Source organism: Marinifilum breve (assembly GCF_003202155.1).
GTDB classification, from domain to species: Bacteria; Bacteroidota; Bacteroidia; order Bacteroidales; family Marinifilaceae; genus Marinifilum; species Marinifilum breve.
Map to the genome: position 1 here is coordinate 145,005 of NZ_QFLI01000002.1, position 17,458 is coordinate 162,462.

Sequence of the window (17,458 nt, forward strand, 5' to 3'; positions counted from 1 at the left end):
TTTCTGTTATTTATCACTAGTCTTAATTAAAAGTAATTCAGTAAGATACTGATATCATTACAGTTTTTAACTAATTCTCTACATTTCTTACGCTCTTTTATTAGCATCTTTGCAACTCACAAAATACTATTAACCGTGCCTCTTGCACGAAGAAAAACAAACAAATGGCAAAGATTAGTTCAAAAGATGCTTTAAGATACCATGCCGAAGGACGTCCTGGTAAAATTGAGGTAATTCCAACAAAACCATACAGAACTCAACGAGATCTGGCTTTAGCCTATAGTCCAGGTGTTGCCGAACCATGTCTTGAAATTGAAAAAAATGCTGCAGATGCTTATCGATACACCGGTAAAGGAAATCTTGTGGCTGTAATTTCTAACGGAACAGCAGTTCTGGGTTTAGGTAATATTGGAGCATTGGCCGGAAAACCGGTTATGGAAGGTAAGGGTCTGTTGTTTAAAATATTTGCAGATATAGATGTTTTCGACATCGAAGTGGATGCTACTGATGTTGATAAATTTGTAGAAACTGTAAAAGCTATTGCACCAACTTTTGGAGGAATTAACTTGGAGGATATTAAAGCTCCCGAATGTTTCGAAATTGAAGAGAGGTTAAAAAAGGAACTTGATATTCCTGTAATGCATGACGACCAACACGGTACTGCTATTATTTCTGCGGCAGGTTTATTAAATGCATTGGAGCTTGGAAATAAAAAGATTGAAGATGTAAAAGTTGTGGTAAATGGAGCAGGAGCTGCTGCAATATCTTGTACCAAGCTATACATTTCATTGGGGGTTAAGCCTGAGAATGTAATCATGTGCGATAGTCGTGGTGTAATCAACACCAAACGTACCGACTTAAATACGCAGAAAAAACAGTTCATGACAACACAAGATGTTGATACTCTTGAACAAGCTTTAGTGGGTGCAGATGTGTTTTTAGGTTTATCAGTAGGTGGAATCATGAGCAAGGAAATGGTTCTTTCAATGGCTGAAAATCCTGTAGTATTTGCATTAGCAAATCCTGATCCTGAAATTTCATATAACGACGCTTTTGATGCTCGTAAAGATGTAATTGTAGCAACAGGTCGTTCGGATTATCCTAACCAGATCAACAACGTATTAGGTTTCCCATATATCTTCCGTGGCGCTCTTGATGTTAGGGCTACTGCCATTAATGAAGATATGAAAATTGCTTCGGTTCATGCCATTGCAAAGTTGGCTAAAGAGCCTGTTCCAGAGGCTGTTCATGCAGCTTATAACGAAGCCAATATTGTATTTGGCAGACATTATATTATCCCTAAAGCATTGGATCCTAGATTGGTTTCGAGTGTTTCCATTGCAGTTGCAAAAGCGGCTGTTGAATCGGGTGTTGCACAAAAAGAAATTACAGACTGGGATGCTTATGCCGAAGAGTTGAAACAGCGATTAGGAACTGAAAATGAGTTACTGAGAACAGTATTCAACAAAGCAAAAAGATTCCCTAAACGTGTTGTATTTGCGGAAGGAAACAACTTTAATATACTTAAAGCTGCGCAAATTGCACTGCACGAAGGAATTGCAAAACCAATTATATTGGGAAATCCAGAAAATATTCAACGCATTGTTGAAGAAAATGAATTGGATTTAACTGGTGCCGACATTATTGATGTTAGATGTGAAGCTGAAAGAAGAAGAAGAGACAGCTATGCTAATATTTTGTGTGAGAAACGTGGCCGTAAAGGTTTAACTCATAAGGAAGCAGCTGAAAAAATGTACGACCGAAATTACTTCGGTGCCATGATGGTTGAAAATGGCGATGCAGATGCATTCATTTCAGGATACGCAACCCGATATTTCGAAGCTCTTAAAATTGCCAGCAAAGTAATTGGTATTGAGGACGGAATGAAAACTCTAGTGGGAATGAACATCATCATGACCAAAAAGGGACCACTTTTCTTCTCTGATACTACGGTAAATTCAGAGCCAACACCACAATCATTGGTAGACACTACATTAAGTACGGCACGTGCACTAAAAACATTTAATGTTGATCCGGTTATGGCAATGGTTTCTTATTCAAATTTTGGTTCGGTAAGAAAAGGTAGTCCGGTAAAAGCCAACAAAGCAATTGAATATTTGCACGAAAATCATCCTGAATTGCTAGTTGATGGTGAAATGCAATTGAATTTTGCCCTTGATAAAAAACTTAGAGATGAGACCTTTGCATTTAATAAGATCAAAGGAAAAGATGTGAATACGATTATCTTCCCAAATCTTAGCTCTGGAAATATCGCTTACAAGCTAATGCAAGATCTTGGTGGTTTGGAAAATATCGGGCCTATTCTGTTAGGAACTGCGAAACCTTTCCATATTGTACCAATGGGATGTTCTGTAAGAGAAATCATAAACATGACTGCAATAGCCGTAGTTGATGCACAAGGATAGATTAATAAATTAACACAAATATGAAGAGGATGGAAGTTAATTTCATCCTCTTTCTTTTTTTTATCAAGAAGTATCATTTTAATTGGCAATTGGTATTGTATTATCAACGGACTTTCTATTTTTGCAAAAATTTTAAATCATGAGTGTAATATATTTTCTAGATCTTATTGGAACGCTAGTATTTGCAATCAGTGGAACATTATCTGCAGCAAATAAAAAGCTTGATTTATTTGGAGCTTACTTTACTGGATTTATTACAGCTATTGGCGGTGGTACGCTAAGAGATGTAATTTTGGGTAACTTTCCAGTTGCCTGGATTAGTGATTTAAATTATATCGTGATCATTAGTTTGGGAGTTATTCTTACTTTCCTTTTCAAAAATACAATCATGACTTTGAAACGTACATTGTTTCTTTTTGATACCATTGGAATTGGAGTTTTTACACTCATCGGTATTGAAAAGTCATTGAGTCTAGATATTCATCCATTTCTGGCAATAATCATGGGTTTATTCTCGGCAGTAATGGGTGGTGTAATTCGTGATACCTTGTGTAACGATATTCCTTTAATTTTCAGGAAAGAAATTTATGCTACAGCATGTCTAGCTGGTGGAGTTTTATTTATTATACTAAATTCTTTAGAGATTAACTCTGCATTAAATCAGTTCCTTACCATTTCTTGCATTATACTTTTCAGATTGCTTTGCATCAGGTTTAGAATCTCATTACCTGTATTAAAATACTAGCCAGTAAGCCATTCCTTTTTCTTTAACGAGCCGAAATTTCGTATATTTAGTAAGCTCGTTAAAAAGGATTCAGATGGCTAATAAAAAAGCAATTTCTATAAACAAACAAGTTCTTCATTTTACTCCGGATGACTCCAGAGTAGTAACTCGTTTTTTTACTCCAGGAAACTCCAAGCGTATTGAGAATATTTTTGAACGAATCTTTCTGTTGCCTGAGGAAGAAGCCAAGAAAATTCTAGATCAGACTTTAAAAAGTTTTTCCAAGCGCCATCGTAATATAAAGAGAATTTTTAAGGATAATTTCGACCAAATTGTTAAAACAACAGAATTCGAAAATGATTTTAACTTGGAGCAAAAGCTATTAATAGGCTCTTATTTCACTATGGAATATTCCATTGAGTCTGCTGCGCTTTTTAATCCATCTGTTGTTGTTCATCCTGAGGCTATCGATTCTGATTCTGGCCGATTAAAAGTTCTGCTAAGTTTTAGAGCCGTGGGCGAGGGGCATATTTCCTCAATTGTTTTTAGGCGAGGAGTAATAAAATCCAATGGTGAATTACTGGTACAAAAAAACAGCGCTTTGGTTGAACGAGTAAACCGAACTCCTGATCCTATATATTTAAAAAGTGATTTTAGCCTTAAGCTAAAAGAAATCGGCACTTATGATTTAGTATCAAAAATATTAGACAATTTATTGGATGAATTCACATTTGATGAACTAAAGGAAGCCATTCAAATATTTAGGAAAAAGAAGGATATAAAACACAAAAAAGTAGGAAGAAATAGCGAAGAGGCCATAGAAACTTTACTATGGCTAGCCAACGCTAATTATGAAATTAAATTTTCACCTGAATTGGATATTAGCGCACGAGTAATTTTTCCTGTTTCGAATAATGAAATTAAAGGAGTTGAAGATGCCAGGTTTGTGTTATTTAAAAATGGCAATGGTGCAGGAAAGCATGTTTATTATGCAACCTACACGGCTTACAATGGTTTTACGGCTTTGCCTCAATTAATCGAAACTGTTGATTTTTGTCATTTTAAAGTTTCAGTTCTTTTGGGTGAAGGATCAAAAGGCAAAGGCATGGCCTTATTTCCAAGAAAGATAAATGGTAAATACGCCACCATTTCCAGGAATGATAATGAAAACTTGTACATCATGTTTTCTGATAATATCAAACATTGGGAAAATCCAATACTTTTGAAACCTCCTGCTTTTTACTGGGAATTTTTCCAAATTGGTAATTGTGGTTCTCCAATTGAAACTGAAAAAGGCTGGCTTCTTCTGATTCATGGTGTTGGACCGGTTCGAACCTATACCATAAGTGCTATTTTGCTGGATTTGGAAGATCCAACAAAAGTTATCGGTTTATTAAAAGATCCATTTTTGATTCCTAACGAACAAGAAAGAAATGGGTATGTGCCTAATGTCGTGTATTCATGCGGCGCCATTATTCACAAAGACATGCTGATCCTCCCATATGCAATGTCTGATTCACGCTCTGGGATCGCATCACTTAAGGTAGAGGAATTATTCGATAAGATGATTTACTATTAATGAACAATTTTTGTGTTTGAACCCAAACGCTCAGGCCTATAATAGAATTGTGCACCTTCAATAGGTGGAACCAAAAGTTTTTCATACAATTCAATATGCCTTTTCGCAATTTGTGTCCAATTTATTTTTTCATTATTAATCCGGATATTCTCTTGAAATTCAAGTCTCAAATCACCATCTTGTAATAAATTGGTGATATGATTTACATATTCATCATCAGTCGTTGCATAAAATCCACCTTTAACTTCTTCTATCCAATTTTTGAAACTCAACAATTCGGATGTAACTACTGGTAACTGCAAAGCTGATGCCTGTGCCAACACGCCACTTTGACCTCCTTTAAGATACGGTAGAGCCATCACATCTGCTGCACTTAAAATTGTATCCAGAGTAAACTGAGGAAATTTACCGTATAGGATTTTTACATGCTTCCTAACACCTGTACTATTTAATGATTTGTACAGCAAATCTTTATAGTCAGAATGCTCATTAATTCTGCTTCTGGAAGCCATAAGTAAAACTAAATCTTTATTCTTTTCAACCAACCTCGGAAGCAAACCAATAATTTTCTCAAAGTTCTTAGTTGATCTCATATAACCAGCTAATAAAAGTACCTGTTTTCCTTCCAAACCAAGTAGTTCTTTCGCATTCTCAACTCTCTTTACTTCACGAACTCCATGTGGAATAACAAGTATTGGATTTGGGCAATCATAGTTATTCAAAAGAATATCTTTTTGAAAGTTTTCATGAACAATTATAGAGGAGCTTAGATTTAAAATATGCTGAACGATTATTTTTTCTTGATATTTAAGATCTTCAAAAACAGTATGTAAAGTTACAACTACTGGCGTATCAGCTAGGTTACAACGAATTAAAAACTCTATAATCTGCACACCTCGTTGGTCTCCAAACAACCCAAATTCATGTTCTATTTGAACAATATCAGGTGTTAATCTTTCTACATGAAAGAATAATTTAGAAGCAATGTCCTTATCATCTGGCGCATATACCTCAAATACATTATCTCCCTTTGCTCCAATTTGAGCCAATATTCTAATTTCTTTTCCTTTTGCACTTACTGAGTCACTTAAATATTGGGTATAAGTTGCTATTCCACACTCGGTAGGTGGATACGTTGAAATATATGCAATTCTCATAATAAGCTTAATTAAAATATTTTAAAAGATCTTTTACACTTGTAATAGCAAGGCAAACCGTCTCATCACAAGCGCCATAATAAATCCACAGTTCTCCATTATCTTTTTCCACTAAGCCATTTGTAAAAACAACATTAGGAAAGAAGCCATTTTTCTCATATTCCATTTCTGGAATCAACACGGGTGTATCTACTTTCTTTAATATTTTAGTAGGATCTTGAAGATCAAGAAGAAGTAATTTTAAGGAATAAATGCTTTCTTCTCCTTTCGCGTGATATATTACCAACCAACCTTCATCCGTTTTTATTGGAGAGGAACCACCTCCAATTTTTTGTTGTTCTGTTTTTGATCCATCAGGACGCAACAAACAAATGTGTTCGCCCCAATTCGTCATATCAGGAGAAGTTGCATACCAAATAGATGGCAAGCCAAACCCTTTATTGTCTGGGCGATGAATTGCTGCATATTTCCCATTTATTCTTTCAGGAAAGAACGCAACATCTTTGTTTAAAGGAGGAAAGACAATTCCAAGTTTTTCAACAGCTATAAAATCTTTGGTTTTAGCTAAATACGTTACGTATCCATCTCCAGACACTGCGGTATAATTAATGTAAAAAACATCATTTATTTGAACCATTCTAGCATCCTCAACGCCAAAACATTCACAATCTAAAGTAGGGTATATAAATGGTTTATCCTCTACAATAAAGTGAATACCATCTTTGCTTCGAGCCAATCTCAGGTGGCTCATCGTTGTTAAATAATCAACACCTTTATAAAAATAACCTCGTGTATCCTTATAAATTAATTCAGGATCATTCTTCTCAATTCTCATTACCTTAGCCACACTGTTGTGGTAATACGGAATGGTAATGTGATTTTCCTCAGGTAATGAATTCTCTGCCACCCTGATTAAAAGAAGAGTTTCATCCTTAAACTGTATAGCACCAGGATTAAATGCTCCTAAAACCTTAAACGAAGGATTGGAAGCCTTAACATCTTCAGGGTGAATCAATGGATTATTTTTATGTCTCTTCATGATTTCAAGACATATCAATCAAATTTGTGAAGTTTAGATATTTAGCAGCATGTTCGCCATAGGTATCTACTTTATCTTCGGAAATCTGATAGGTGCAACGTTCACCATATACACCTGAAAATAAAATTTCATATTCTTGATCCTCTTCATCCTGCATTAGAATTTTGTAAATGTTCTCATGAATTCTTTTATCCAATAAGCTTTTGTGGCAACAAGGACAGAACATAGAGATCTTTTCATTGTTCTCCATTTCGAAATTTGTATGCTTAAGAATCTCATAATCACCAAGGTGTATACTAAATAAGAGTACACCTTTTTGGCCTTTTTCGTTTTTTGCTGAAATCACAATTCTATCATTAACATTCAGATAGTTTCGACAATGTGGACATATATAATTTGCATTCATAACAATAAGTTTAAATAGTTTGTTGATATAAAAAATATACGCCTTTAATTGAAGAAAGTCAACTTAAGTTGATTAATAATCAAGCATCTAAAACATTAAATTTTGGTTCATCAAATCTAGAAAGCAATTTAGTTTAAGATCAAACTTTCAAATCCATTTTAAATCGGTTATATTTGAATTACGCTGAATTGAAATGGCAAAATACAATTTGATTTGAAGTTATTAATAAATATTATTCGTTGGCTAGCTAGATTTTTAGGAATATTTCTATTCCTATTTTTTGTTTGGTTTGCTATTGAAATTGGTGCACCTGATTTGGATATGATGAGTAATCAGGAAGTAAAATTATTTCTAGGCAATTTAATAATGCTGATTGGATTAATTGTTGTTTGGAAATATGAATTTATTGGGTGCGTACTTTTGATTGGAGGATATATCTTTTTCTCCATTGTGAATTACTCTTTCTGGATAGGACCAATATTTCCAATTTTCATGTTAATCGGTATCCTTCATCTATTTTGTTGGTTTGCAGAAGCTTTTAAAATTGCTAAAAAGTTTAATTTTTCTGTACGAATGTTTTTAAAATAATAAGGCGTATAAAAACATTAAAAACGGGCAGATCTAGCATAAAATTTACTAATTTTGAACCTTAACTAACTTAAAAAACATAAATTTAACCACATGTTAAACATTGCATTGTTCGGACCTCCAGGAGCCGGAAAAGGAACTCAGTCTAAAATGCTGGTTGAGAAGTATAATTTAGCATATATTTCAACTGGTGATATCCTAAGAAGTGAAATTGCGGAAGGAACTGAACTTGGCCTACAAGCTAAAGATATAATCAAAAAGGGAGGTTTGGTACCCGATGAAATTATAGTTCAAATTATTGAGGAGAGAATTAAAACTAATACTGAAGTTAAAGGTTTTTTATTTGATGGTTTTCCTCGTACAACAGTACAGGCCTATATATTAGAAGGTTTACTTCTAAAAATGAACACAAAGTTAGATTGTATGTTGAGCCTAGAAGTTCCTACGGATCAATTACGCAATCGTTTGCTTGAAAGGGCAACAAAAGAGAACAGACCTGATGATACTGAAGAAGTAATTAATGTTCGATTACAGGAGTATGATACTAAAACCGCTCCAGTTGCTAACTTTTATAAAGAAAAAGAAATCTATCATGGAATTGATGGATTGGGTGGCATCAATCAAATTTTCGATCGCCTAACGAATGTTATCGATCAAACGCTTGAAAAATCTTGGATCAATTTAGTTCTTCTAGGACCTCCAGGATCAGGAAAAGGAACTCAGGGAAGAAGGTTAGCAGAAAAATTCAACTTGGTTTATATTTCAACCGGACATTTAATGCGTCAGGAAATTAAGAAAGGAACCGAAATGGGTAAAAGTGCTAAAACCTATATTGAGAAAGGAGATATTGTACCTGATGAAATTGCCATTAAACTTATTGAGAGGCAAATCAAAAAGCATCCTGATGCAAACGGATTTATTTTTAAAGGATTTCCAAGAACAATTGTTCAGGCATACATATTAGATGGTTTACTTAGAAAACTACAATCTACGGTTACTTCTGCTATCAACTTGAATGTACCGACTTTAGAGTCCATTAAAAGATTGACGGCCCGTAGTAAAACACAAAGCAAGCGAGCTTATGATGCGGATACTGATATCATTATTCACAGATTAGAACAGCATGAGAAGAGAAGTTCTAAAGTGAGCAACTACTATTCAAAACAAAATAAACTAGAATTAGTTGATGGTGTTGGAGATGAAGATCTGGTTGCAGATCGACTTAGTGAAGCTGTAATAGAATCATTTAAAAAGATTAGATAACAAAAAAGCCGGTTGATTTAAAACCGGCTTTTTTTTTCGGTAAAACACAAAAATTACAACTTGACAAACTCGTTTTGATATTTTGTCAAATCTGAGAGAAATTATTTTTTTATTTTGCTAACATTGTAAATCACACCAATCACTTTTAAGGTTTATGTATTTAGAAAAGCCTACTATCAATAGTATTCTTAATGGATTAAAGAAACTTTCTGTTTCTGATAATTCTCAGTTTTTACTAATGATTGGAGAAAACTGTAGGCTAAACCTGGAAGAACTAGTACTTTCTTTGAATAGAGCAAAGCACTTGTTTATAGGAGGAGTGTTTCCTAAAGTGATATATAAAAATCTTACATCTGACTCCGGTATAATAATTAAAAAGGTTAATTTGGATGTAGTTCCAATTTATTTCAACTCGGAGGAGGAGTTTTTAAATCAATTTGCAGATTATCACGATCATGAATTTACTACTGCATTTACTTTAATTGATGGTCTTTCTGATAAGGCATCTGATCATTTGACCACACTTTTTACTCATTTAGGAAATAATGTCCGTTTTTTCGGTGGTGGGGTTGGCTACCTGAAAGCCAAAGATAAAGGCATTTTATTAACAAATGATGGAGTATTTAATACTGGAACCATTGTGGTTTTTCTAAATTCAAATACTAAAATGGATGCGAAACATGGTTGGCAAAAGTCCGAAGGTCCATTTATCGTTACCAAATCTGAAAAAAATTTAATAAAAGAGCTTAACTGGGAAAATGCTTTTGATGTATATCAGAAGTGTCTCAAAGAAACTCAAAACCTAAGCCTAACCAAAGAAAATTTCTCAGTACATTCAATTCATTTCCCATTTGGAATCTATAAAGAAGACAGAGATTACATTGTGCGTGATCCGTTTAATGTAAATTCCAGTGGACACATAACATGTGTCGGTAATATTCCTGAAAACTCATTAATAGATATTCTGGCAATTGAAAAAGAACAGCTGCAAAGTATATCAAAAACAATGATATCCAATTGTATTGAGGAAGCTAAGAGTAATCCATTAGCAATAATGTTTAGCTGTATATCAAGAGTTAAGCATCTACAAAAACAGTTTGATGATGAATTGAAAGCATTTAATAATGAATTAATTACAAATTTCCCTAATTGCGAATTAGAAGGAGCCTTATCTATAGGAGAAGTTTATTCCAGCGGAGAAGGATACTTGGAATTACTGAACAAATCTATTGTTTTAGGACTAGCATATTAATTTATAATAATGAATACGAATAGCTTAATTACTGATATATCGTTTTTATACGAACTTTCTTTATCTGTTGGACAATCTCTTGATAGAAAAGAAAACTGCAAAAATTTCGTACAAACTTTGATGTCAAGAAAAAATCTGGAGTTTGGAGGCGTTTGGATTCGGAATTATAGTATTCCATACTCAGCAAAAGCTACAGGGTATACAGTAATATATTCACATCCACAAATTAAACTTGAACAAACTGATATAGAGGACTCAGTTTTTTTAAATCAATGTTTTGAAGAAAAAGATTCGTTTTCAATTCCACTAAGCATTGAAGCGAGAGAAGCCATTGGATTTAAAAAAAAGGAGAGAGGCGTAATCACTTGTTACAAATTACAAGAGTTGGGTTTTGTAGTTTTATATTCTTCAGCTCAGGACAAAATATGGAATGAAATTGAACAAAGGAAACTTAAAAATGTAATCAATAAATTTGCCGTTTCAGTAAAGGCTTGTTTGTTTCATGAAAAGTCTATTCTTGATCTAATCACAATTTCAAAGACTCAGAAAGAATTAGAAAAAGCGAAGAAAGTTGCTGAAGAATCAAATGAACTAAAGTCGGCATTTCTTTCAAATATTAGTCATGAATTTAGAACTCCAATTAATGCAATAATTGGATTTTCAAATCTATTGAAAAATCAAGATATTAATCCCATAGAGCAAAAAGGATTCATTGATAACATATTGAATAGCAGTGGTAAACTACTTAAAATGGTTAATAATCTATTGTATGTATCAAAAGTAGATTCTAACCAACTACATTCCACTTTGAAAACCTTTAAAATCAATGAAGCATTAAGGGAAGTAAAAGCTCATTTAAATTCTCAGCTCACCAATAAGCCTCAAGTAAATTTTAAATTGGTATGTCCTAACAATTCTGAGGATATACAAATTGAATCTGACCGTGATAAATTGATTCAAATAATGGATAGTTTGGTTGATAATGCTATTAAATTTACGAGTAGAGGTAAGGTTGAATTAGGATATTATATAGATGATAAATCCATTCCTGTATTCTACATAAGAGATTCTGGAATCGGAATTTCACAAGAAAAACAAAAACATATTTTTGAAGTATTTCGACAATTGGATTATGAAGCCAATAGAAAATTCGAAGGATTTGGATTAGGGCTTACTTTGTGTAAAAAATTAATTAAATTATTGGAGGGAGAAATTTGGTTTGACTCTGAAGAAGGTGTTGGTTCTAATTTTTACTTCAGATTATCCGGCAGCGGTAGAATTCAAATGGACTTATTAAACAACACTAAACCAAGCTCAAAAGATAATCTTGATTCTATTAATGATTTAAATTTTTCTGAAAAGAATATTTTAATAGCCGAAGATGTTCGGTCTAATTTTAATTACCTAAATGCCATTATCGAATTAACAGACGCTTCAGTTGTTTGGGCTAAAAATGGGAAAGATGCAATTCAATTTTGTCGTGATAACAACCCTAAAATTGATTTAGTGTTAATGGATATTCGAATGCCTGAAATTGATGGCATGGAAGCAATTAAACAGATTAAGAATACGAATAAATCAATTCCTGTTATTGTACAGACTGCATATGCAATGAACAACGAACGTGAAGATTGTTTGAATGCAGGAGCTGATAATTTCATTACAAAACCTATTGATCCTCGAAAACTAATTCAAATCTTGCAAGAATATTTGCAATAACAACTTCGTGTTGATTTATAACTCACACATATGTAGCTTTAATTAAAAGTCTTATAATTCATATTATGTCAATATTATAAATATAAAAAAAGGGCCATACATTGACCCCTAATTTAGCTTTATTGCATACCATCCAATTGGGTTTTTACCTTATTATATTTTTCAAGGTAAGTTTCTTTTTGATTTCTAAGTTTAAAATAAATCTCCTTCAAAATCAATAACGTATTCTTTTCACCTGGTTTTACTACGAGTGCACTTTCAAAATATGGAATTACCTTTTCATACTCAGCATAAACAACCTTAATTGCTTCGTTGTACTTTTTAGCATCCATAATTTCATTAACCTCTTTATGGTGCTTACTAACTTTGTTTGATTCTATAATGGCCAAATTATATCTAGGGATAAATGCTTTTGGATCTAGTTCTATTGATTTTTTATACATCGCAACGGCATTGTCTGCCTCACCCATTTTATCATACAATTGACCTTTTGCACTATAATAAGTTGCATTTTTTGGATCCAATGCAATCGCTTTATCTAGATAATCGGCAGCTTTCTGAGGTTCTCCTCCAAACATGTAATAATTAATTAATTCAACAAGCATATCAGGATCATTTGGGTACAACTCAAACCCTTTATGAATATAATCTACAGCTTCTTTTTCATCACCATTAGCTTTTAAAACTTTCGATAAATATGCATATGTTTTTGCCCTACCATAGTTATAATCAATAGATTGCTTGTAATATTTGATAGCTTTTTCAAATTTTTCAGCTTTTTGAGCAGCCATACCAGCATTATAAATTACAACTGTATCAACAACTGGATTATCTTTAAATAAATCCATTGATTCAATTTCAAGAACCTTTTCAAATGCAGCCAATGCTCCATCATAATCTTTTTCATTATAACGAGTGACAGCTTCATTTGTATAATCAGGAATCATATTGGTCATCTGAGCTTTAACAGGCTTAAGCATCTTCCCTTTCTCATCTAACTCAAGTGCCTTCAAATATGCTGCATAAGCAATATCCAAAGGATTTTTTTCTAATTTCTTATAAGCAGGAAGCGGACTTCCAAAAATTCCTTGGTAAACTTTACCTTTTACAAGATAAGCTTTAGGATAGTTCAAGCACTTTTCATGCTGAATTCCTTCATCAATAGCTTCTTTAGCTTTATCTAACTTTCCTGAAGTAAGATAATTTTGTGCTCCGGTAACTTTGCTCTTTTGCGCGAATACAGAAGAAACGCACATAATCAAAACCAGAATGAATGATAATTTTTTCATGTTTTCTATAATTAAACTTAATAATGTTTAAATGTAACAAAAAAAAGAGGGAAACACAATGTTTCCCTCTTTTTTATGTCAATATAAAAATCTTATTCCATTCCGTCCAACTTCGCTTTCACTTCGTTGTATTTTTCTAAATAAGCTTCTTTTTCATTTCTAAGCTTGAAATATAATTCTTTCAAAGTAATCAATGAGTTTTTCTCATCTGGTTGCATTTCAAGAACTCTTTCAAAATATGGAATTACTTTTTCGTACTCTGCATAAACAACCTTAATTGCTTCGTTGTACTTTTTAGCATCCATAATTTCGTTAGCTTCTTTATGCTTAGCAATGGCAGCATTCAATTTTAAAAGTCCTAGGTTATACTGAGATGTGAAATCATCCGGAGTTAATTCTAATGCTTTTTTATACATCTCCTCTGCTTTTGCAGGCTCCTTAGTCTTTTCATATAAGGTACCTTTTGCACGATAGAAAGAACCATTATTAGGATCTAAAGCAATCGCTTTGTCAAGATAATCAGCTGCTTTTTGAGGTTCTCCTCCTAACATGTAGTAGTTAATAAGCTCAACTAGCATCCATGAATCATTTGGGAATAGCTCAAAACCTTTGTGAAGATATTTCACAGCTTCAGCTTCATTACCACTTGTTTTTAAAACATTAGCCAAGTTAGCATATGATTTTGCTCCTCCATAATTGTAGTCAATTGATTGTTTGTAATACTTAATCGCTTTATCATACTTTTCAGCTTTTTGAGCAGCCATACCTGCGTTAAATATAACCGCTGTATCTACTACAGGATTATCTTTAAACATATCCATAGCTTCAATTTCCAATACTCTTTCAAAAGCTGCTAATGCACCAGAATGATCGCCTTCATTGTAACGATTTACTGCTTCATTGGTGTAATCAGGAATCATATTGGTCATTTGAGCTTTTACAGGCTTAACCATTTTTCCTTTTTCATCTAGTTCTAAAGCTTTCAAATATGCATCAAAAGCAACATCAAGTGGATTTTTATCCAAACCTTTATATGCAGGAAGTGGACTTTCGAAAATACCTTGGTAAACTTTACCTTTTACAAGATAAGCTTTTGGGTAGTTTACACATTTTTCATGCTTAATTCCTTCATCGATAGCCTCTTTAGCTTTATCTAACTTACCTGAAGTTAGATAATTTTGTGCTCCGGTAACCTTACTTTTTTGAGCGAATACAGCTGAAACGCTCAAAATCATAACCAGAATTAATGATAATTTTCTCATAATCAATGTTTAGTTTTTATAACAATCTCGAACAAAAATATACCTTTCTTTGAATATTCGAACAAGATTAATCACTTTATAATTATTCTAAGTATCAAATGTTACTCTTCAGTACCCTCAGTCTGTTGTTCTGGAGACTCATTTTCTTCATCTTCGTTCGATGAGTTCACCTTAGCCACAGCAGCAATTGAATCACTTTTCTTACTTAAGTTGATTAAACGAACCCCCTGAGTTGCACGTCCCATAACTCTTAGATCCGAAACTGCCAAACGAATAGTAATACCTGATTTGTTAATGATCATCAAATCATCATTGTCAGTTACATTCTTAATAGCAATCAAATCACCAGTTTTTTCAGTAATACTTATGGTTTTAACACCTTTACCACCTCTGTTGGTAATTCTGTAATCATCAATATTTGATCTTTTACCATAACCATTTTCCGAAACAACAAGAATATCCTCTTCTCCATTCTCAACACATATCATGCCAACAACTTCATCACTCTCGTCTTTCAGAGTAATTCCGCGCACTCCAGAGGCTGTTCTACCCATAGAACGAACTTGATCTTCTGCAAATCGAATGGCTTTACCAGAACGTCCTGCAATCAAAATCTCATTTTTACCATTGGTAAGTTTGGCTTCTAAAAGTTGATCTCCTTCACGAACAGTGATGGCATTTACCCCATTTACTCTAGGACGAGAATAAGCTTCAAGTGGAGTTTTCTTAACAACACCTTTCTTCGTACATAGAACAATGTAATTGTTGTTAATATACTCTTCTTCTTTTAGATTCAAAACATTAATATATGCTTTCACTTTATCGTCAGGTTCAATATTCAATAGATTTTGAATAGCTCTACCCTTCGACTGTTTAGTTCCTTCTGGGATTTCGTATACTTTCAACCAGAAACACTTTCCTTTTTCCGTAAAGAACAACATAGTATTATGCATTGTAGCCATAATCATGTGCTCAAGGAAATCTTCTTCCCTAGTAATAGATCCTTTTGAACCTACACCACCTCTATGCTGTGTCTTAAACTCTGCCAATGGTGTACGTTTAATGTAACCCATGTGAGAAATCGTAATTACCATTTCTTCATCAGCATAGAAATCTTCTGGATTGAATTCTTCAGAAGCATAAACAATATCTGTCCTTCTTTCATCACCGTATTTTGCTTTAACTTCCAACAATTCTTCTTTAATGATATCCATTCTCATCGGTTCATTAGCAAGAATTGCATTCAAGTGATCGATTAACTTCATCAATTCTTCGTATTCCTCATGCAATTTCTCACGTTCTAAACCTGTAAGCTTCTGCAAGCGCATATCAAGAATTGCTTTCGCTTGAATTTCATCTAATTCAAAATTGCTCATCAATCCATTCTTCGCTTCCTCCGGAGTCTTAGAACCTCTGATTAATGCAATCACTTCATCAATATGATCTAATGCTATAATTAACCCTTTAAGGATGTGAGCTTTCTTTTCTGCTTGTCTTAATTCATATTGAGTTCTGCGAACAACAACATCATGTCTGTGCTCTACGAAATTATCGATTAGATCTCGTAGATTAAGCAATCTTGGTCGACCTTTTACCAGTGCAATATTGTTTACACTGAAAGAAGTTTGCATTTGTGTGTATTTGAACAACTTATTCAACACAACATTTGCAATTGCATCTCTCTTAAGATCGAAAACGATTCTCATACCATTACGATCCGATTCATCGTTTACATTCGAAATTCCATCTATCTTTTTATCATTGATTAAATCAGCAGCCTTCATAATCAGCTCAGCCTTATTAACCATGTATGGGATTTCTGTTACAATTATCTTTTCACGGCCTTTTTCATCCGTTTCAATATTAGTTTTGGAACGAATTACTACACGACCTTTACCTGTCTCAAACGCCTCTTTAACACCTTGATATCCGTAAATAGTACCACCTGTTGGAAAATCAGGAGCTTTGATAATCTTAATAAGCTCATCCATTTCCACTTCTTTATTATCAATAGTGGTTACAATCGCATCAATCGTATCCGCTAAGTTATGAGGTGGCATATTGGTTGCCATACCTACAGCAATACCTGATGCACCATTTACAAGAAGATTAGGAATACGGGTTGGAAGTACAGTTGGCTCCTTTAACGATTCATCAAAGTTTGGAACCATATCAACAGTATCTTTATCAAGATCCGATAAAGTTTCTTCAGCAATCTTATCCATTCTTGCCTCTGTATAACGCATAGCAGCAGGGCTATCACCATCTACAGAACCGAAGTTTCCTTGTCCGTCAATCAATGGGTAACGTAAAGACCAATGTTGAGCCATACGAACCATAGTCATGTATACCGAGCTATCACCATGTGGGTGATATTTCCCCAATACCTCACCAACAATTCTTGCTGATTTTTTATACGGTTTATTTGCTGTGATACCTAACTCGCCCATTCCGAAAAGTACTCTTCGGTGAACCGGTTTTAAGCCGTCTCTAACATCTGGCAAGGCTCTGGAAACAATAACGGACATCGAATAATCGATATAGGCTGATTTCATTTCCTCCTCGATGTTGATACGTATAATTCTTTCTCCCGTAGTCATCTATATTTAATTTAAAATTCTAAACTTTTCTCAGAACTACAAAAGTAACAAAATATGTGATTTTTGCGTAAGAAAAGCATCTATATTTGTGTATGGATTAAGATAAATATTTTGCAATTTTACATTAGAGCTTGATTTCTAGTTTAATTCCGAT

The 17,458-nt window shown here is 33.6% G+C and carries 13 protein-coding genes; 7 read left to right on the top strand and 6 right to left on the bottom strand.

Annotated elements, in window-relative coordinates; all coding sequences use genetic code 11:
- Positions 1–164: 164 nt before the first annotated feature.
- The 3 genes from DF185_RS24495 to DF185_RS04660 all read left to right on the top strand — a co-directional run bounded on the left by DF185_RS24495 (position 165) and on the right by DF185_RS04660 (position 4,729).
- Positions 165–2,426: an NADP-dependent malic enzyme gene (locus DF185_RS24495; RefSeq protein ID WP_110359579.1), complete on the top strand. Its 2,262-nt coding sequence runs from the start codon at positions 165–167 to the stop codon at positions 2,424–2,426.
- A gap of 139 nt (positions 2,427–2,565) precedes the next feature.
- Positions 2,566–3,171 carry a trimeric intracellular cation channel family protein gene (locus DF185_RS04655; RefSeq protein ID WP_110359580.1) on the top strand — a complete coding sequence of 202 codons (606 nt, stop codon included), beginning with the start codon at positions 2,566–2,568 and terminating at the stop codon, positions 3,169–3,171.
- Between the two features lie 73 nt (positions 3,172–3,244).
- Positions 3,245–4,729, top strand: coding sequence for a glycoside hydrolase family 130 protein (locus DF185_RS04660; RefSeq protein ID WP_110359581.1), 1,485 nt, complete (start codon positions 3,245–3,247; stop codon positions 4,727–4,729).
- Here DF185_RS04660 and DF185_RS04665 read toward each other — a convergent pair.
- From DF185_RS04665 to DF185_RS04675, 3 genes are read right to left on the bottom strand one after another with little or no spacing between them, the layout of a single operon-like run.
- A complete protein-coding gene (locus DF185_RS04665; RefSeq protein WP_110359582.1) occupies positions 4,726–5,886 on the bottom strand; it encodes a glycosyltransferase in 1,161 nt (386 codons plus the stop codon). The genes DF185_RS04660 and DF185_RS04665 overlap by 4 nt on opposite strands.
- Positions 5,887–5,893: 7 nt before the next feature.
- Positions 5,894–6,925: a glycoside hydrolase family 130 protein gene (locus DF185_RS04670; protein WP_110359583.1), complete on the bottom strand. Its 1,032-nt coding sequence runs from the start codon at positions 6,923–6,925 to the stop codon at positions 5,894–5,896.
- A gap of 4 nt (positions 6,926–6,929) precedes the next feature.
- Positions 6,930–7,331 carry a hypothetical protein gene (locus tag DF185_RS04675; protein WP_110359584.1) on the bottom strand — a complete coding sequence of 134 codons (402 nt, stop codon included), beginning with the start codon at positions 7,329–7,331 and terminating at the stop codon, positions 6,930–6,932.
- A 213-nt stretch (positions 7,332–7,544) separates the two neighbouring features.
- On the opposite strand from DF185_RS04675, the gene DF185_RS04680 reads away from it, so the two are divergent.
- The 4 genes from DF185_RS04680 to DF185_RS04695 all read left to right on the top strand — a co-directional run bounded on the left by DF185_RS04680 (position 7,545) and on the right by DF185_RS04695 (position 12,153).
- On the top strand, positions 7,545–7,919 hold the full coding sequence (locus DF185_RS04680; RefSeq protein ID WP_110359585.1) for a DUF7670 domain-containing protein: 375 nt from the start codon (positions 7,545–7,547) through the stop codon (positions 7,917–7,919).
- 93 nt (positions 7,920–8,012) lie between these two features.
- Positions 8,013–9,182: an adenylate kinase gene (locus DF185_RS04685; RefSeq protein ID WP_110359586.1), complete on the top strand. Its 1,170-nt coding sequence runs from the start codon at positions 8,013–8,015 to the stop codon at positions 9,180–9,182.
- 154 nt (positions 9,183–9,336) lie between these two features.
- Positions 9,337–10,434: an FIST signal transduction protein gene (locus tag DF185_RS04690; protein ID WP_110359587.1), complete on the top strand. Its 1,098-nt coding sequence runs from the start codon at positions 9,337–9,339 to the stop codon at positions 10,432–10,434.
- A 9-nt stretch (positions 10,435–10,443) separates the two neighbouring features.
- Positions 10,444–12,153, top strand: a complete 1,710-nt coding sequence (locus DF185_RS04695) for a hybrid sensor histidine kinase/response regulator (RefSeq protein ID WP_110359588.1) — start codon at positions 10,444–10,446, stop codon at positions 12,151–12,153.
- 119 nt (positions 12,154–12,272) lie between these two features.
- On the opposite strand, the gene DF185_RS04700 is transcribed toward DF185_RS04695, so the two are convergent.
- The 3 genes from DF185_RS04700 to gyrA form a co-directional block, all read right to left on the bottom strand.
- Positions 12,273–13,442 (bottom strand): tetratricopeptide repeat protein, encoded by a 1,170-nt coding sequence (locus DF185_RS04700; protein WP_110359589.1) that lies wholly within the window; start codon positions 13,440–13,442, stop codon positions 12,273–12,275.
- A 92-nt stretch (positions 13,443–13,534) separates the two neighbouring features.
- A complete protein-coding gene (locus DF185_RS04705) occupies positions 13,535–14,704 on the bottom strand; it encodes a tetratricopeptide repeat protein (protein WP_110359590.1) in 1,170 nt (389 codons plus the stop codon).
- Positions 14,705–14,805: 101 nt separating this feature from the next.
- The gene (gene gyrA, locus DF185_RS04710; RefSeq protein ID WP_110359591.1) at positions 14,806–17,304 is read right to left on the bottom strand and encodes a DNA gyrase subunit A; all 2,499 of its coding nucleotides are present in this window, start codon (positions 17,302–17,304) and stop codon (positions 14,806–14,808) included.
- Between the last annotated feature and the right edge of the window lie 154 nt (positions 17,305–17,458).

Coding starts and splice junctions, on each gene's coding strand:
- DF185_RS04690 (WP_110359587.1), top strand. CDS start 9,337: ATGTATTTAGAAAAGCCTACTATCAATAGTATTCTTAATGGATTAAAG.
- DF185_RS24495 (WP_110359579.1), top strand. CDS start 165: ATGGCAAAGATTAGTTCAAAAGATGCTTTAAGATACCATGCCGAAGGA.
- gyrA (WP_110359591.1), bottom strand. CDS start 17,304: ATGACTACGGGAGAAAGAATTATACGTATCAACATCGAGGAGGAAATG.
- DF185_RS04685 (WP_110359586.1), top strand. CDS start 8,013: ATGTTAAACATTGCATTGTTCGGACCTCCAGGAGCCGGAAAAGGAACT.
- DF185_RS04660 (WP_110359581.1), top strand. CDS start 3,245: ATGGCTAATAAAAAAGCAATTTCTATAAACAAACAAGTTCTTCATTTT.
- DF185_RS04665 (WP_110359582.1), bottom strand. CDS start 5,886: ATGAGAATTGCATATATTTCAACGTATCCACCTACCGAGTGTGGAATA.
- DF185_RS04705 (WP_110359590.1), bottom strand. CDS start 14,704: ATGAGAAAATTATCATTAATTCTGGTTATGATTTTGAGCGTTTCAGCT.
- DF185_RS04695 (WP_110359588.1), top strand. CDS start 10,444: ATGAATACGAATAGCTTAATTACTGATATATCGTTTTTATACGAACTT.
- DF185_RS04670 (WP_110359583.1), bottom strand. CDS start 6,925: ATGAAGAGACATAAAAATAATCCATTGATTCACCCTGAAGATGTTAAG.
- DF185_RS04675 (WP_110359584.1), bottom strand. CDS start 7,331: ATGAATGCAAATTATATATGTCCACATTGTCGAAACTATCTGAATGTT.
- DF185_RS04655 (WP_110359580.1), top strand. CDS start 2,566: ATGAGTGTAATATATTTTCTAGATCTTATTGGAACGCTAGTATTTGCA.
- DF185_RS04700 (WP_110359589.1), bottom strand. CDS start 13,442: ATGAAAAAATTATCATTCATTCTGGTTTTGATTATGTGCGTTTCTTCT.